Origin of the sequence: Streptacidiphilus sp. BW17, from assembly GCF_041262485.1 — a bacterium.
Taxonomy (GTDB): Bacteria; Actinomycetota; Actinomycetes; order Streptomycetales; family Streptomycetaceae; genus Streptacidiphilus.
In genome coordinates this window covers 244,334-260,713 of the sequence record NZ_JBGCCR010000008.1, presented here as the reverse complement: position 1 = coordinate 260,713, position 16,380 = coordinate 244,334, and the positions used below count along the sequence as shown (strand labels likewise).

At 70.8% G+C, this 16,380-nt stretch carries 14 protein-coding genes; 9 read left to right on the top strand and 5 right to left on the bottom strand.

The annotated features are described in order from the left end of the window. Positions 1–3: 3 nt before the first annotated feature. The gene (locus ABH940_RS13200) at positions 4–222 is read left to right on the top strand and encodes a hypothetical protein (protein WP_370062896.1); all 219 of its coding nucleotides are present in this window, start codon (positions 4–6) and stop codon (positions 220–222) included. A 37-nt stretch (positions 223–259) separates the two neighbouring features. On the opposite strand, the gene ABH940_RS13195 is transcribed toward ABH940_RS13200, so the two are convergent. After that, a complete protein-coding gene (locus ABH940_RS13195; RefSeq protein WP_370062894.1) occupies positions 260–2,503 on the bottom strand; it encodes an FUSC family protein in 2,244 nt (747 codons plus the stop codon). A gap of 332 nt (positions 2,504–2,835) precedes the next feature. On the opposite strand from ABH940_RS13195, the gene ABH940_RS13190 reads away from it, so the two are divergent. From ABH940_RS13190 to ABH940_RS13170, 5 genes are all read left to right on the top strand, one after another. Beyond that, on the top strand, positions 2,836–4,437 hold the full coding sequence (locus ABH940_RS13190) for a serine hydrolase (protein ID WP_370105323.1): 1,602 nt from the start codon (positions 2,836–2,838) through the stop codon (positions 4,435–4,437). Between the two features lie 142 nt (positions 4,438–4,579). After that, positions 4,580–5,407 carry a sulfurtransferase gene (locus tag ABH940_RS13185; protein WP_370105322.1) on the top strand — a complete coding sequence of 276 codons (828 nt, stop codon included), beginning with the start codon at positions 4,580–4,582 and terminating at the stop codon, positions 5,405–5,407. Positions 5,408–5,459: 52 nt separating this feature from the next. Further along, on the top strand, positions 5,460–7,124 hold the full coding sequence (locus ABH940_RS13180; RefSeq protein ID WP_370062888.1) for a DUF1416 domain-containing protein: 1,665 nt from the start codon (positions 5,460–5,462) through the stop codon (positions 7,122–7,124). Between the two features lie 135 nt (positions 7,125–7,259). Continuing rightward, positions 7,260–9,098 (top strand): glycoside hydrolase family 15 protein, encoded by a 1,839-nt coding sequence (locus tag ABH940_RS13175; RefSeq protein ID WP_370062886.1) that lies wholly within the window; start codon positions 7,260–7,262, stop codon positions 9,096–9,098. A 275-nt stretch (positions 9,099–9,373) separates the two neighbouring features. Further along, entirely contained in the window at positions 9,374–10,153 is a 780-nt protein-coding gene (locus tag ABH940_RS13170; protein WP_370062884.1) for an SDR family oxidoreductase, read from the top strand. Positions 10,154–10,181: 28 nt separating this feature from the next. Here the strand turns inward: ABH940_RS13170 and ABH940_RS13165 are convergent, their stop codons facing one another. After that, positions 10,182–10,949 (bottom strand): SOS response-associated peptidase, encoded by a 768-nt coding sequence (locus tag ABH940_RS13165; RefSeq protein WP_370105321.1) that lies wholly within the window; start codon positions 10,947–10,949, stop codon positions 10,182–10,184. Positions 10,950–11,107: 158 nt separating this feature from the next. Next, positions 11,108–12,013 (bottom strand): alpha/beta fold hydrolase, encoded by a 906-nt coding sequence (locus ABH940_RS13160; protein WP_370062880.1) that lies wholly within the window; start codon positions 12,011–12,013, stop codon positions 11,108–11,110. A gap of 80 nt (positions 12,014–12,093) precedes the next feature. Here ABH940_RS13160 and ABH940_RS13155 point away from each other — a divergent pair, with 80 nt between their 5' ends. Beyond that, positions 12,094–12,714 (top strand): TetR/AcrR family transcriptional regulator, encoded by a 621-nt coding sequence (locus tag ABH940_RS13155; RefSeq protein WP_370105320.1) that lies wholly within the window; start codon positions 12,094–12,096, stop codon positions 12,712–12,714. 154 nt (positions 12,715–12,868) lie between these two features. Here ABH940_RS13155 and ABH940_RS13150 read toward each other — a convergent pair whose 3' ends face one another. Then, the gene (locus ABH940_RS13150) at positions 12,869–13,270 is read right to left on the bottom strand and encodes a PPOX class F420-dependent oxidoreductase (RefSeq protein WP_370062997.1); all 402 of its coding nucleotides are present in this window, start codon (positions 13,268–13,270) and stop codon (positions 12,869–12,871) included. Between the two features lie 384 nt (positions 13,271–13,654). Between ABH940_RS13150 and ABH940_RS13145 the strand changes: the two genes are divergently transcribed. Beyond that, positions 13,655–14,749 (top strand): mannosyltransferase family protein, encoded by a 1,095-nt coding sequence (locus tag ABH940_RS13145; protein ID WP_370105319.1) that lies wholly within the window; start codon positions 13,655–13,657, stop codon positions 14,747–14,749. A 78-nt stretch (positions 14,750–14,827) separates the two neighbouring features. Beyond that, the gene (locus ABH940_RS13140; protein WP_370062874.1) at positions 14,828–15,076 is read left to right on the top strand and encodes a hypothetical protein; all 249 of its coding nucleotides are present in this window, start codon (positions 14,828–14,830) and stop codon (positions 15,074–15,076) included. Positions 15,077–15,103: 27 nt separating this feature from the next. Here ABH940_RS13140 and ABH940_RS13135 read toward each other — a convergent pair whose 3' ends face one another. Then, complete coding sequence (locus ABH940_RS13135) at positions 15,104–15,697, bottom strand: transglutaminase family protein (protein ID WP_370062872.1); 594 nt, start codon at positions 15,695–15,697, stop codon at positions 15,104–15,106. Positions 15,698–16,380: the final 683 nt, after the last annotated feature.

Below are 16,380 nucleotides of genomic sequence, written 5' to 3'. Positions count from 1 at the left end.
CCGATGCCCGACGACGAACTCACCCGCTTCCTCGCCGCTCTCAGCCCGGCCAGCCGCGCGAAGGTCCGTACGCAGCCCAGCGCGCGACAGCGTGAACTGGCCGAGGCCTGGGAACGGGAACTGGTCGAGGACACCGATCTGGACACGCTCGACGAGGTGTCCCCGGTGGCGGCGGAGGACGAGGCTGCCGAGCGGGTGGTACGGGACCACCTCGACGGATAGCACACGGCGCACCGGCCACGGACCGGACCGGTCCGGGTCACGCGGGCGGTCTCTGCTGCGCCGCGGCGGCGAGGCCGGGCTGGAGGCGGCGGGCGACGTCGACGTGGTCGCCGGTCCAGATGACCCGGACGGCGGTCGCGGTGGCCTGGCCCTCACGGTCGACCAGGTCGGTGCGGACGGACTCGACGAGCCGGGCGGCGGACTCGGGACCCAGCGGGACCGCAGCAGGCACCGGTGTGAACCCGTCCAGGCTGGCCGCGAGACCGTCGTACCAGCCGGTGACGCGGGTGGCCGTGCCGAGGATCGCCCGGTGGGCCTCGGTCTGGTCGGCCCCGGTCTGATGGGCCTTGGTGCGGACCCGACGGCAGTCCCGCCAGAGCGAGACGACCGCGTCCGCGGCCAGCCGTAGCCCGACGACGCCGGTGACGAGGGTGGTCATGTCGGCCAGCGACAGCGGCTTGGCTCCTCGCTCGGCCAGGTAGCTGCGGAAGGCGTCGTCCAGACGTCGCGCGGAGGCCGCCGCGTCACGGCTCTGCTGCGTCGGCTCTCCGGGTGCGGGCGTGGCGGGTGAGGTCTCGTAGTGGCCCAGCGCGTAGGCGACGGCTCCGGAGAGGTAGCGGGCGCTGTCGCGGTAGGCCTGCGCGAGCGCCCGGTCCACGGCGGCCGCGGCGCCGCGCGGCCAGAAGAACAGGGCGACGACGATGCTGACCGCGCAGCCCAGGGCGATGTCCTGGACGCGGAGCAGGACGATGTGCCAGTCGGGGTTCTGGCCGATGTTGAACAGGATCACCAGGGTGACGGTGAACGCCGCCTGCCCGGCGACGAACGAGATCGCGGCGGGCGCGATGCCCGCGACCAGGATGGCCACCGGCAACAGGAACCACAGCACCGTGCCGTGATGCCCGATCAGCTGCAGCAGCCCCGCGCCGACGATCGAGCCGATCACCGTGCCGAGTACCGCGCGCATCGCGTTCTGGCCGGTGTTCAGAGCGTTGGAGCGCAGCACGGACAGGGTGCCGAGCAGCACCCAGAACGAGTGCTGAACGCTGGTCAGGTCGGCCAGCAGGACCGCGATGCCGAGCCCCGCCGCGCCGCGCATGCTGTTGTGCAGCCAGACCGAGCCCCACCCGAGATGTGCGGACGCCCGCTCGCGGGCCGCGGCCAGCGGAGCGGTCAGCGCGTGCGGCTCGCGGCCCAGCAGCCGGTCGGGCCAGCCGCGCTGCCAGGCGGTGGCGGCCAGGTCGACGTTGCCCGCGATCTGCAGCACGGCATAACCGAGCTCGTGGGCGCGGAAGGAGAAGTCGAGCGTGGCGATGAATCGGTAGACCTCCGCGGCGCCCTCGCCGACCGGGCGCTCGACGGGCAGCCGGACCGTGGAGCTGTCCTCCATCGCACCCATGACGACCCGCAGCTCCTTCATCCCGTCGCGGAGCCGGCCGACGTCGCCACGTGGGTCGGTGAGCAGGTCGGCGGCACTGTCGAGGACCTCGGCGGCGGCCAGGCGCACGCTCAGCGCGGCCGGATCACAGGCCGGGGACTCGTCGGTGTAGGCGGGGCGGTCCGCGAGGACCGTGCTGAGCCAGGTGAGCTCGTCGACCAGGCGGACCAGTGTGCGCGAGCTGGTGGACAGTCCGGTGGGTCGGTAGGGGGTCGCGTCGAAGGCCCTGCGCAGGTCGGCGCTGGCCCGGGCGGCGCGGTCGGCCACGGCGTGGCACCGGTCGGCGCCCGGCCGGGACGCGGGCGTGCCCAGGCGGGCGGCGTCGGTGCGCAGCCGTTCGGCAGCGGCCCGGCAGACGCGGGCGGCGGGCCCGCTGAGCGGATCGACCACGGGACGCGGCCACAGCAGGGCGACCGCCGGCAGCGCCGCCGCTGCCGCCAGCCCCGCGCCCGCGAGCCGGTCCGGCAGTTGGGACAGCGGTACGGGTGTCGCCACCGGCAGCACGAACCCCAGCAGCAGGGCCGTCGCGCTCCCGGCCAGCACCGAGCTGACCACACCGGAGAAGAGCACCGCGAAGGCGACCACGACGGTGGTGAGGACGGCGAGCCAGATCCGGTGCGCGACCAGCGTGCCGAGGCAGATGAGGACCACCCAGGCCACGGCCAGTCCCGCCTGCGCGCGCAGCCGCTCCACCATCGGGCCGGAGAAGTCGACCAGCAGCAGCATCGAGAAGGACCCGAAGGCGGCGAAGCTCGCCATCGTCGGCGAGTGCAGCACCTGGGTACAGAGCGCGAACAGCCCCGGCATCACGACCGCGGTCCGCCCGGCCCGCCGGGTCGCCACGAGCCCAGGGTCGTGCGCGCGCAACCATCCCGTCAGCCGCGACCCCGGCTGCTGCTGCGGCACGCGCCGGGACATCCGCACCTCCCGTGGTCCTGGTCGGCGGACACGCTGACGGCGGCCCCTGACGCCGCCCCGAGCCCACCACCCATATGGGGGCATGCGCCCGCCGCCCGCAACACCACCGGGACGACGGCCCGGCGCGCGCCATCGCCCGTCGCCCATCGATCACATGGCGTGATGGCCTGCTCGGCTGCGGTGGCGGCGGACGACGAGGGAATGCACCGTCGATCCATGCGGGCCGACGGTACGCGCCCCTGATCCGGAGCTCGGGGATGCGACTCTCACGACTTCTTGTCTCCGCCGGCGCCGTCACGGCACTGGCCGTCCCCGGCGTTCTCTACGGATCGCGCGACGTCGCGGCACCTCAGCAGGGCACGACCTCCCCCGCCCCCGCGCCGCCCTCCCAACAGCCGCCGCAGCTGTCGCAGGCTCAGGTCTCCGGCGCGCTGGGGCAACTGGACGGTGTGGTCCAGGACGCGATGCAGCACACCGGAGTGCCGGGTGTCGCCGTCGGAGTCGTCTACCAGGACAAGACCGTGTACGCGAAGGGCTTCGGCGTCCGCGAGGTGGGCAAGACTGACCGGGTCGATCCGGGCACGATGTTCCAACTGGCCTCGATGTCCAAACCACTGGCGTCCACCGTGGTGGCGCAGGCGGTCGGGCGGAAGGTCGTCGGCTGGGACGACCCCGTAGTGGCCCACGATCCCGGCTTCGTGCTCAAGGATCCCTATGTGACCGCCCATGTGACGATCGCCGATCTGTTCTCGCACCGCAGCGGACTGCCCGACCACCCGGGCGATCTCCTCGAGGACCTGGGGTACAACGGGGACTACATCATCTCGCACCTGCGCATGGAGCCGCTGTCCCCGTTCCGCGCCAGTTACGCCTACACCAACTACGGCCTGACCGAGGCGGGCAATGCCGTCGCGGACGCGGCGAAGACCACCTGGCCCGACCTGGCCGCCACCAACCTGTTCCAGCCCCTCGGCATGAACCACACCAGCTACCGGCGCTCGGACTACGACCAGGCCGCCGACAAGGCGGCCGCCCATGTCCAGGTCGACGGGCACTGGCAGCCGTCCACCACCGAGAACGCCGACTCCCAGGCCCCGGCCGGCGGGGCCAGCTCGACCGTCGACGACCTGGACACATGGATGCGCCTGCAGCTGGACAACGGCTCCTACAACGGCAAGCAGATCGTCGACCCCGCCGCCCTGGACCAGACCCGGATCCCCCACAACATCGCCAGTCAGCCGCGGGCCCCCGGCGGTGAACCCGGCTTCTACGGTCTGGGCTGGAACGTCAACTACGACCAGCTCGGCCGGCTCCGGCTCAACCACTCCGGGGCCTTCGATCTGGGCGCGGCCACCACCGTCACCCTGCTGCCCACCGAGCAACTGGGCATCGTCGTGCTCACCAACGGACAGCCGATCGGAGTTCCCGAGGCGATCGCCGCCGCCTTCTTCGACATCGCCCAGAACGGCGGTCAGACCGTCGACTGGCTCAGCTTCTACCTCGGGCTCTTCCAGGCACTGAACAACGAGGGCCACTCCCCGACCGACTACGCCAAGCCACCCGCGTCCCCCCAGCCCCCCAAGGCGAGCAGCTCCTACACCGGTAGTTACAAGAACGACTACTACGGGGCCGCCACCTTCACCGTCGCCGGAAACGGGCAGCTGGACCTGGTGCTCGGTCCGAACAAGGAGACCTTCCCACTGACGCACCACACCGGAGACACGTTCAGCTACCGCACCCGCGGCGAGAACGCCGTCGGCCTGTCCGGCGTCACCTTCCACACCGGCGCCAACGGCGCCGTCGACTCCGTCACCGTCGAGAACCTCGACACCACCGGCCTGGGAACGTTCACCCGCTGACGATGCAGCATCAGGATGTCGGCGTTTGACGCGAGCGGTTGACGGGGGTCTGCTGGAAGGGCCACCGTCCGCAGGACAGCGCGGGCGCCGCAGGCCTGGTCAGGCCCAACGGAGCTGTCCGGTCGGCGGAAGGGAGCCGACGGTGAGCAGGACGCAGTCTCTGGTGGACGTCGAGTGGGTGCTGCGACACCTGGACGATCCGCAGGTCGTGGTCGCGGAGGTGGACGAGGACGTCACCGCGTACGACAAAGGCCACATCCCCGGCGCGGTGAAGCTCGACTGGAAGGGCGACCTCCAGGATCCCGTGCGACGTGACTTCGTCGACCGCGAGCACTTCGAGCAACTGATGGCGGACCGCGGCATCACCCCCGAGCACACCGTGGTGCTCTACGGGGGCAACAACAACTGGTTCGCCGCCTACGCCTACTGGTACTTCAAGGTCTACGGCCACGAGCAGGTCCGCCTGCTCGACGGCGGTCGCAAGCTCTGGGAACTCCAGTCGCGCCCCCTGAGCGACGAGGTGCCGAACCGGCCGCGGACCGGTTACGCCGCGAGCGAGGCGGACAGCTCCATCCGGGCCTTGCGGCAGGAGGTGCAGGGTGCGATCGGCCGCAAGAACCTGATCGACGTCCGGTCGCCGCAGGAGTTCTCCGGCGAGCTGCTCGCCCCGGCCCACCTGCCGCAGGAGCAGGCCCAGCGCGGCGGGCACATCCCCACCGCCCGCAACGTCCCTTGGTCAAGGGCGGCCAACGACGACGGCACCTTCCGGTCGGACGAGGATCTGCGGGCGCTGTACCAGAAGGCCGGGGTGGACTTCGACCGCGAGACGATCGCCTACTGCCGGATCGGCGAACGCAGCGCGCACACCTGGTTCGTCTTCCACGAACTGCTCGACCACCCGGACGTCAAGAACTACGACGGCTCGTGGACCGAGTGGGGCTCGATGGTCGGCGTCCCGATCGAGAAGTAGCGGGCTCAACGGCGCGGGCCCAGGGACACGGGCCCGGAAACGAGGGCTGGAGATGACTGGGCCGGTCGCCCCCGGACGCCGTCGGCAGGCAGCCGCGGTGCCTGCGGCGACCGCGGGTACCGAGATCGCCGGGACCGTGGAGAGCGACGGCCGCCCGGTGGAGGGCGCCTGGGTGCGGCTGCTGGACCCGGCCGGCGAGTTCGTCGGGGAGGTGGTCACCTCCTCCGCCGGCGCCTTCCGCTTCCATCTCACCCCGGGACCGTGGGTGCTGCGGGTGCTGTCGCCGCGCGGCAGCGCGGAACTGCCCGTCGAGGTGCAGCCCGGCCGGGTCGAGCAGGTGCACATCCCGCTCTCCGCCCAGTGGCCCGGTCAGTTGGAGGTCGTCCAGATCGCCACGCTCAGCCTCGGCAACCGCAGCTATCTGATCTCCGACGGCAGCACCGCCGTGGCGGTCGACCCGGAGCGGGATCTCGAACGCATCACCACCGTGCTGGACGGGCGCGGCCTGCGACTGGGCGCGGTCCTGGAGACGCACCTGCACAACGACTACGTCACCGGCGGCCTGGAACTCGCCCGTGAGTGCGAGGCGGACTACCTCGTGCCTGCGGGCCCACGGCTGGGCTTCGACGCGGTCCGGGTCGCCGACGGCGAGGACTGCGCCTTCGGCGAGCTGGACATCCGCGTGATCGCGACACCCGGCCACACCGACCACCATGTCGCCTACGCCTTCGCGCCTCGGGGCGGCGCGCCGCGGGTGGTCTGCACGGGCGGTTCGCTGCTCTACGGGACCACGGGCCGCACCGACCTGATGGGCGCGGAGCTGGCCGAGCCGCTGGCCCACCGCCAGTACCGGTCCGTGCTCCGGCTGGCCGAGATGCTCCCGGACGACACCGAGGTGCTGCCCACGCACGGCTTCGGCAGCTTCTGCGCCGCGTCGCCCGCCAGCGCCGTCGACCGGTCGACCATCGGCCGGGAGCGCTCGGCCAACGCCGTCTTCCGGCAACCGGAGCCGGAGTTCGTGACCCAGGCCTTGGCCGGCCTCGAGCCCCCTCCCGCGTACTACCCGCGCATGGCTCCGACCAACGCCGCCGGTCCGGCGCCGACCGCGGGTCTGCCGCTGCCGCCGAGCGCCGGGCTGCCGGAGCTGGCCGAGTGGATCGCGTCGGGAGCGTGGGTGGTGGACGTGCGGCCCCGCGCCGACTTCGCCCACACCCATCTGCGCGGCACGCTCAACTTCGACGTGCGCGGCGCTCTGGCCACCTACCTCGGCTGGCTACTCCCGGCCGACACCGCGCTGGTGCTGCTGGCCGAGGACGAGGAGCAACTCGCCGCTGCACGGCGGGAGTTGCTACGGATCGGGATCGACCGCCCGGCCGCCGTCGCGGTCGGCTCCCCCGCCACCTGGGCGGGCCCGCGCCGGCTGACGTTCTACCCTCGCGTCGACTTCACGGCGCTGGCCGCAGCGCGTGCCGACCGGCCGGTCCAAGTCCTGGACGTGCGCGGCGACCGGGAGTGGCACTCGGGCCATCTCCCGGACGCCCGCCATGTGCACCTTCCCGAGCTGCCCGACGCGATCGCCGACCTCCCGGAGGCGGAGTACTGGATCCACTGCCGCAGCGGATTCCGCGCCGCCATCGGCGCCTCACTGCTCGCCGCCGCAGGGCGCGACGTGGTACTGATCGACGACGTCATCGACCACGCACACCTCACCCGGTGACCCCGGGGAGACGAGGCTGTGGCCCGGCCGAGTCCGGTCCGTACGGCTCCGCCGGGCCACAGCCTCGGGTGGCGACCTACCATGAAGGCTGAGGCTTCGTCTCCGGGCCCACGCCACCGTGGCTGGGAGGTCGGCATGGCGTTCGACACGAGTGGTTTCGCACAGGCGGACGACGGCCGCTACACGCCGATCGCCGAGCACGGCCTGATCGGCGATCTCCGTACGGCCGCGCTGGTGGGTACGGACGGCACCATCGACTGGTACTGCTCCCCGCGCTTCGACGCACCCAGCGTCTTCGGCTCCATCCTCGACGCCGAGCGCGGCGGGTCGTTCCAGCTGGCCGCAGACGTCCCGACGCGCACCCGGCAGTTCTACTTCCCGGACACGAACGTGCTGATCACGCGGTTCTTCGCCGCCGACGGCGTGGCGGAGATCCAGGACTTCATGCCGGTGACCGACGAGTCGGCCGGAGCGGTCGAGGCGGCCCGGCACCGCCTGATCCGGCGGGTGGTCTGCGTCCGGGGAACCCTTCCGTTCCGGGCGCGGATCGCTCCGCGCTTCGGCTACGGCGCCGAGAAGCACACCCTGCACCTCGACGGCCACGTCGCGGTGTTCCGCTCCCCGTCGCTGACGCTGGCGCTCACCGCCACCACACCCCTGGAGGGCGACGGGGTGGACGTGTGGTCGCGGTTCAAGCTTCTCGAGGGCGAGTCCCACGTGTTCGCGCTCGACCAGATCGGCGACGACGTCCCGACCCGGTCCTGTCCGCGCGCCGAGGCGCAGGAGCAGGCCGAGGTGACCGTCCGGTTCTGGCGCCATTGGCTGGCCCGGTCGCGGTACCAGGGACGGTGGCGCGAGATGGTGCACCGCTCGGCGCTGGTCCTCAAGCTCCTCACCTACGCGCCGACCGGAGCAATCGTCGCCGCACCGACCACCAGCCTGCCCGAACAGCTCGGCGGGGAACGCAACTGGGACTACCGGTACGTGTGGGTCCGCGACGCCGCCTTCTGCGTCTACGCGCTGCAGCGCCTCGGGTTCAGCTCGGAGGCCGAGGCGTTCATCGGATTTCTCTGCGACCGCATGAGGGTTGGTTCCGCGGCCGGCCCGTTGCAGATCATGTACGGGATAGACGGACGCAGCGAGCTGCCGGAGTACGAGCTGCCGCACCTGGAGGGCTATCTCGGCTCCGGACCGGTCCGGGTCGGAAACGCCGCCACCGGCCAGCTCCAGCTGGACATCTACGGAGCCATGATCGACTCCATCTACCTGTACGACAAGTGGGGGCAGCCGATCAGCAGCGACGGCTGGGAGAAGGTCGGCGCGGTCGCGGACTGGCTCTGCGACCACTGGGACCAGCCCGACGAGGGAATCTGGGAGACCCGTGCGGGCCGCAGGAACTTCGTGTACTCGCGGCTGATGTGCTGGGTGGCGCTGGAGCGGGCGATCCGGATGGCGAACCGCCGCGGTCTGCCGGCGGACCTGCCCCGCTGGCGGCAGTCGCGCGACGCGATCTACCGGCAGATCATGCAGCGCGGCTGGTCGACCGGGCGCAGGGCGTTCGTCCAGTCGCTGGACGGCAGTGAGCTGGACGCCTCGTTGCTGATGATGCCGATGGCCAAGTTCGTCTCGCCCACCGACCCCAAGTGGCTCTCCACGCTGGACGCCCTGAGCACGGACCTGGTCTCCGACTCGCTGGTCTACCGCTACGACCCGACCAGCACCCCGGACGGTCTGCACGGCCCGGAGGGCACCTTCTCGATCTGCTCGTTCTGGTACGTGGAGGCGCTGACCCGCGCAGGCCGACTGGAGGAGGCCCGGCTCGCCTTCGAGAAGATGCTCACCTACGCCAACCACCTCGGCCTGTACGCCGAGGAGATCGGCCCGACCGGCGAGCAACTCGGCAACTTCCCCCAGGCGTTCACGCATCTCTCGCTGATCAGCGCCGCCTTCAACCTCGACCGCGCACTGGGCTGACGCGACCCACCGAAGGTTCGGCAGGCGGGCCACGGACCGTCATCCCCAACGCCCCGGCACGGGCCGCGCGGTCACTGAGCAGAGAGGGCCGACCAAGCCGACGCGTTCGCCCGATCTCGTGCTCGATCTTCACGTACAGTGCAGCAAAAGGGTGTTCTGATCGGTCGTCACACACTGATCCGGAACACCTTCGTCGCTTCGGCGGCGCGGAACTTCGGATTCACTCGGGATCGGTCCTGGCTTCGACCAGGGCGCCACGGAGGGGAGAGTCGCTCGTGGGGGAACTGGACGGCAAGACGGCACTGGTAACGGGTGGATCGCGCGGGATCGGACGCGCGGTCGCCCTGCGGCTCGCCGCCCAGGGGGCTCTGGTCGCGGTCCACTACGGCAGCAACGACGCGGCTGCCGCAGAGACCGTAGCGCTGATCGGCAAGGCCGGCGGGCGGGCGTTCGCGGTGCAGGCCCGGTTCGGCGAGAGCGGTGCGGTGGACCGGGTGTTCGAGGGGCTGGCTGCTGGGCTGGCGGACCATGACGCGGACGGCCTGGACATCCTTGTCAACAATGCGGGCATCCACTCGGTCAGTACGATCGGGCAGCTCACGGAGATCGAGTTCGAGCGGCTGCTGGCGGTCAACCTGAGCACACCGATCTTCGTGGTTCAGCGGGCGCTGCCGACGCTGCGGGATGGCGGACGGATCATCAACGTGGGCTCGGCGGCGACCCGGATCGCGAATCCCCTCCAGATCGGCTACACCGTCACGAAAGCGGCGCTGGCTGCTCTCAGCCCGTCGCTCGCCAACGAGCTGGGTGGGCGCGGGATCACCGTGAACACCGTCGAACCCGGGGTGGTGTCGACCGACATGACCGCCGGGTGGACCGGTGTCCCCGAGGCGATGGCCGGACTTGAGTCGATCACGGCGCTGGGACGGATCGGCGAGCCGGAGGACATCGCAGATGTGGTGGGCTTCCTGGCGGGTCCTCAGGGCCGCTGGGTCACCGGCCAGATCATCGACGCCTCCGGCGGCACCTACCTCGGCCCGATCACGGCCGGGTGAGCCACCACCGTCGCAACCCGCCTCGCTTCTAAGTCGACGGACTTGTCGACTCCTCGCCGCGCGCCGACTGATCGGGCGGGTCGAGCAGGTGGGGTCCGTCGTTGCGGACGTTGTTCACGGCCAGTGAGACCTCGCGGGCGCCGAGGTGTCCGGCGGCGGGTTCGGTCAGCAGGGCGCGGAGCTCGTCGGGGTCCTGGTGGGCGGGGTCGAGCCAGGCCTCGAAGCCGGCAGGCGCGACGGCCAGGGGCATGCGGGGGTGGACCCGACCGGCGGCGTCGGTGGCATCGGTCGTGATGATCGTGCAGGTGGCCCACCACGCGAGCGGGTCGTCCTCGTCCCGGGTCTTGTCGCGCCACCACTCGTACAGGCCCGCCATCGCCATCGGCGCCCCGTCCTCCGGGGCGATGAACCACGGCTGCTTGTACGCCTTCCGACCCTCACTCGCCGGTACGGCGGTCCACTCGTAGAAGCCGTCGGCGGGCAGCAGGCACCGGCGCTTCGCGAACGCCTTGCGGAAGGCGGGCTTCTCGTGGACGGTCTCCACCCGGGCGTTGATCATCCTCGCACCGACCGAGGGATCCTTGGCCCACGACGGCACCAACCCCCACCGCAGCGGCCGCAGCTCCCGCCCCAGCTCGCCGGTCTCCCGGTCGGCCCGGTCCAGCACCGCCCAGACGTCGTCGGTAGGAGCCACGTTCCACGACGGTGCGAGCGCCTCGGTCGGACTCCATCGGTCGACCTGGAACAGCTCCACCAGGTCCTCGGGCTTACGGGACGACGCGTAACGACCGCACATGAGCCCAGCGTGCCACGCGATCCGTCCGGCCGGACCGCGCGACGCGAGGCGGGGCGACGCAGGGTGGGGCGACGCACGGCCGGGCGACGCACGGCGGGGCGGGGCGGGCAGACTGCGGGTGTTCGGTCAGAGCCAGCGAGGCAGCTCAGCCGCATCGATCAGGCCCGCTGGGCTGTCCTCAGGAAACCCAGGATGCGTTCGTTGACGTACTCGGGGCGTTCGATCGACGGGCCGTGTCGGGTGTCGGTGACGAGTTCGACTTCCGTGTTCGGCATCAGGCGTCGGACGCGGTCGCGCGTCGGCACGGCATGGATCAGCGGGCTGCGGTCGCCGATCAGGAGGAGCGTGGGAGTGCGGATCGCACCGAGTTCGTCGTCGGTCAAGGGAAGTGGGGCAGGTCGGCCCGCCCGGTAGGTGCGGGCGCCGAGGATGAGGGAGCGCTTCAGTTCGGGGTGGTCGAGAACGGGATTGGAGAGCTTGGTGGACAGGTGCGGGAACAGGCGGCGCGGGAGGAGCCCCGCCAGGAGGTTGACCACCATCCAGGTGTAGAAGCGGGCACCGACCTTCTCCAGGCCGCCCGGGTCGAGCAGCGTCGAGGTGGCGATCCGGCTGGGCGAACGGAGCGTCTGGTTCAGCGCGAGCCAGCCGCCGTAAGAGGATCCGACCAGATGGACCTTGGCGAGCCCGAGTCCGTCGAGGACTTCGTCCAGCCACAGGGCGCTTGCTTCCGGTTCGAAAATGGGACCGCGCTGGACGCTGCGTCCCGGGTCACCGGGGGTGTCGATCGCATAGACGGGGTGGTCCGCGCTGAGGGCGGCGACATTGGGGAACCACATCGTCGAACTGCCGCCGGCACCGTGCAGCAGCACGATCGGCTCGCCGTCGTCCGGGCCGCAGCGGTGGACGTGGGTGGTCGCGTGGGTCGTCTCGACGCGCAGTTCCTGCCTGGGGCAGGGCCACAGCCCCATGGCGTCGTCGTACGCGGCCAGGAACGTTTCCCTGGCCCGCTCGCTGGTGAACCGCCCTACCCCTTTGACCCCTTTGACGGCCTTGTTCTTGGCCATGACCGGCTCCCCCTTCGTCGGTTCGGTTCGGTTCAGCGATGAGCCGACCAGCTTTCACCATATGAGCGTATAGTAAAATCATGCCGAAGCGGGTCGACCACGAGAAACGACGCCACCAGATCGCCGAAGCCCTCCTGCGGCGCGCCGGCACCAGGGGCCTGCATGCGGTCGCCATGCGCGACGTCGCGGATGAGGCGGGGATCTCAGTCCCCTTGATCCAGTACTACTTCAAGACCAAGGAGCAGTTGCTCCATTTCGCGCTGGGCTACCTCGCCCAACGGATGGGCGAGCGGGTGCGCAAGCGCGTTCGGGCCGACGGCACGTCACCGACCCCACGCACCATCATCGAAGCCATCCTGGCCGAGGCCCTGCCCACGGACGACGAGAGCCGCACCTTCCACCTCGTCTACACCTCGTACGCCACCCTTGCGCTGACCGATCCGGCTCTCGCCACCCAGCCACTGCTGCGCGACCCCGACGCCATGGAGGACCTCCTGCTCGCGCAGCTGGCTGCCGCACGGGAGGCCGGGCAGACGCCACGGGACATCGACCTGCGCGCCGAGGTGGTCGGCCTGCTCGCGATGTCCGCGGGGCTCGGGACCAGCGTCCTCGTCGGACAGCGCAGCGTGGACGCCGCCTGGGGGGTCCTGAGTCACCACATCGACCGCGTCTTCACGCCGGAGCTGACACCGGCACCATGAGCATCGCTCCCCCGGCACGACCGGGACGACCGGCACGCCCCCCGTACTCAATCCCCGTGCAGGGGGCCTCAGGAGGCTCTGTGGACAAGCGGAATCCGACCCCGACGAGCAGGAGTTGCGATATCGGGGGCTCAACCCGCCTTGAAACGAGCATTCAGTCGGCGAAGGTGCCGACCAGCCGCTGCGGGGTGATCCTGACGACCACCCGCACCACCTCCGGCGGCAGTTCCAGGTACTCCTCGCCCGCGCCGGGCCCCTCGTACTGCTCGGCCAGTGCGACGGCCAGCTTCCGGCCCAGGTCCTCGGCGACCGTCGCGGTACCGCGTACCTCCAGGTATCGCAGCGGGTCGGCCCGGTCGTAAACGGTCAGGCTGACCCGCGCGTCGCGCTCCACGTTGGTGACCTTGCGGCGGCCGGCTGCCGAAGAGAGCAGCAACTCGTCGCCGTCCCGGGCGACCCAGACCACCGAGGTCTGCGGGCTGCCGTCGGGGTTCACGGTGGCCAGCACCGCGGGATTCACATCGTCAAGAAGCCTGCGGGCGGCATCGTTCAACATGATCGTCACGCCTGCGACCCTAGCCAGGCCGCCAAGCGGTGTCGACCGACATGTCCCGTGCCGACGCGCACGCTGGACACCTCCACCGACCAATATCGCGAACCGCAAGACCCTGAGGCTTTTCAGAGGGTGCGGTCGTGGTTCATTCGAGCTACTCATGCGGCTCGGTGTCGTGGTCTGCGGCCGGTGCTTGCTCATCATGGCCTTGCGGGGTTTCGTAGGAAGAGGTCGAGGATGCGCTCCGTGTCCGCAGTACCGCTTGTGGGACCACGTGCCGGGCATGGTGACGAACAGACGTCAGCGGAGACGGAGTCCTGGGATCCGAAGAGGCCGGTCCTGCGCGGTGCCGGTCAGGCCTTGCTGGGCTACGCCGGGGTGCGGACAGTGGGACTGGTCGTGCTGGCGCTGGAGGCGCACCGCCGCGGACTTACGCTGGCCGGTCGCCTCTTCAACTGGGACTCCGGCTGGTACCTCTTCATCGCCGAGCGCGGTTACGACCAGGGCGGCTTGGCCACGAGTCCGTTGCACACCATGCACAGTGACCTGGCGTTCTTTCCCGCCTTTCCGTACATGATGAGGTTTGTTCACCTGAGTTCGCCGCTCTCCCTTCGCGAGGCCGGACTCTCGCTGAGCTGCGTTGCGGCGTTCGCTGCGGCGTGGGGCGTCTACCGCACCGCGCTCGTGTGCCACGGGCATCGGGCCGGCGTGATCGCCGCGATGCTCTGGGGGATGCTGCCCATAGCTGTTGTGGAGAACATGGCCTACTCGGAGTCCGAGTTCACCGCCTTGTGCGCATGGGCCCTGTACTGCGCTCTTGCCGATCATTGGATTCGGGCCGGGCTGCTGGGCTGCCTTGCCGGGCTGACCCGTCCCAGCGGCGTGGCCGTGGTGGCGGCGCTCGGAGCAGCCGCGCTCGTGGAGTCGGCGCGTGTGGTCCGGGCACGCCGTTGCGTGCGTCCTGCGCCGACGGTGCGCTGGTGGCGCCCGTTGGCGGGAGCGGGAATCGCCTCCGCAGGCTGGTCCGGGTACGTGGCCTGGGTCGGCCTCCGCGTGCACGACCTCACCGGGGGCTACCTCACCGTCCAAGAACACTGGGGCTCAGTGTGGGACGGGGGAGATGGCACTTTCCGCGAGTTCCAGACGATTTTCGGGTCGGCCCGCGCCCTGCCTCTCGAAACGGTAGTGGTCGCCGGCGTCGTCCTTGCCGCGCTCCTGCTCCTCGTCGTCGCCGTCAGCGGACGCCAACACGTCCTGCTTGCCGTCTACAGCGCGGGGTTGATGGCGATCGCGCTCGGCGATCACGGCTACTTCATGTGCATGGGGCGGTTCCTCCTCCCCGCTTTCCCGCTGCTCTTCCCTGCGGCGAGCGCCCTGGCGCGGGCGCGTCGCAGGGTTGCCGGCGCGGTACTGGCATCCGGGACCGTGATGTCCGCCCTGTTCGGCGGCTACCTGCTGCTGGTCTGGCCCTTGTGGCCGTGAGCTTGAGACCGACGGGTCGCGAGGCCAGGGGCGAGGTCCGCGCCGCTTGATGGCGAGGCGGTGAAGTAGGCGAAACTCGTGATCGAGGGGGTCACCAGGTGCAGCGCGGGCCAGGAGATCACCGACCGGATCCTGCGCCCGCTCGGCCTGGCCCACACCACACTGCCGCTCACCGACCCCCGGATCCACGGCCGCCACCTGCACGGCTACGACCTGACCCACCACGACGTCACCCTCTTCGACCTCGGCCGGGACCTCCGTCACCAGCCCCCGGCCCCGGCGTCCGACGCCCTCGGGCCGACGCAGACGGCCGTGTTCTACGGCTGAATCCGACCGCGGTGCGGGGCACCGGCTCTAGGATCCGATGATCAGCTCCTCATCAGGAAGCTCACCCGGCAGGTAGCCGTAGCCGGATCGGCCCGGCACCGCCTGGGCGAGCGCCCGGACCAGCAGATCCGGCGGCGCGGCGAAGACCACGGGGTAGTCGCACTCGCCCAGCTCCGGCCGGACCGGCCAGGCCAGCCGCTCCCGTTGCAGGTCGTACTGCGTGCCCACGCCCTCCCGGTTGCCCCGGGCGTCCAGACGGGACCAGCGGCCGTCCAGGTACACGGCGTTGAGAGCGTGCAGCGCGAAGCCGCCCTCGCCGTCCTCCAGCCGCTGGTAACACAGCCCGGTCGGCACGCCCTGCGCCCGCAGCAGCGCGGCCAGCAGGTGGGACTTGCCGTGGCAGATCGCGTTGCGCGCGGCCAGCACCTCGGACGCGCGGAACGCCCCGCTGTACGCGCCCGCGTCAGCGGAGTGCGCCACCTGGTCCCGGACGTGGTGGAACGCCGCCTCCGGGGTGGCCAGCTCGGCGGCCAGCCGCCGCAGCTCCCGGTGCTGATGGTCGATCACCTCGTCCGCCGCGAGGTAGGCGGCGAGGTCGTCTGTCTCCGGTTTCACGTTCATGCCGACCACGGTGCCGCGCGCACCGTCCGCGGCGGGCGCAATTCCATCCAGTGGACAGGGGTGCAGTCAGCAGTACCGCCCGGGCTTGGTCCGCCCCGATCCGGTCACCCGCGGGAGGCCTGTTCCGCGCCTGCACAACGGCACGACCGGTTACGCTGCGGCCAAGCGGTGCTTTGCTCATGGCGATCGGGGGTCCTGTGTCGGTTGGCAGGAACATGGCGCGGTTCCTCGGCTTCGGCCTGGTCATGGCGAGCGTTCCCTTGAGGGCCGCCCTGTGGTCGGGCATCCCGTCGAACCCGCGCCTGCGCCTGGTCATGGCCTTGCCGGGTGTGCGGCAGCGGCGGTCCCGTGCCAGGCAGCGGCTCCTTGGACGCCTGGACGAAGTGGCCTCGATGTTCTCGCTGGAGCAGCTCGGACTGCAGGAGATCGACTCCGCCTGGCGACCGTCTCGGCTCACCCTCCAGCCCGACTACCACCAGGAGGCGCTGGTGTGCCGGCTCCTGGTCACAGGCTTCTTCTCGAGTCCTGTGCCGTACGACGAGCTGGTGCCCGCGATCATTGACCGGGTCGGGATCGGTGACCTCAAGGACAAGATCCGCCTCGGAACCGCTCGGGAGCTGAGCATCTCCGAAGGCGCGCAACTGTCCCTCATGGAGTCGGCGATGGCGGATCCGGCGGGCTTC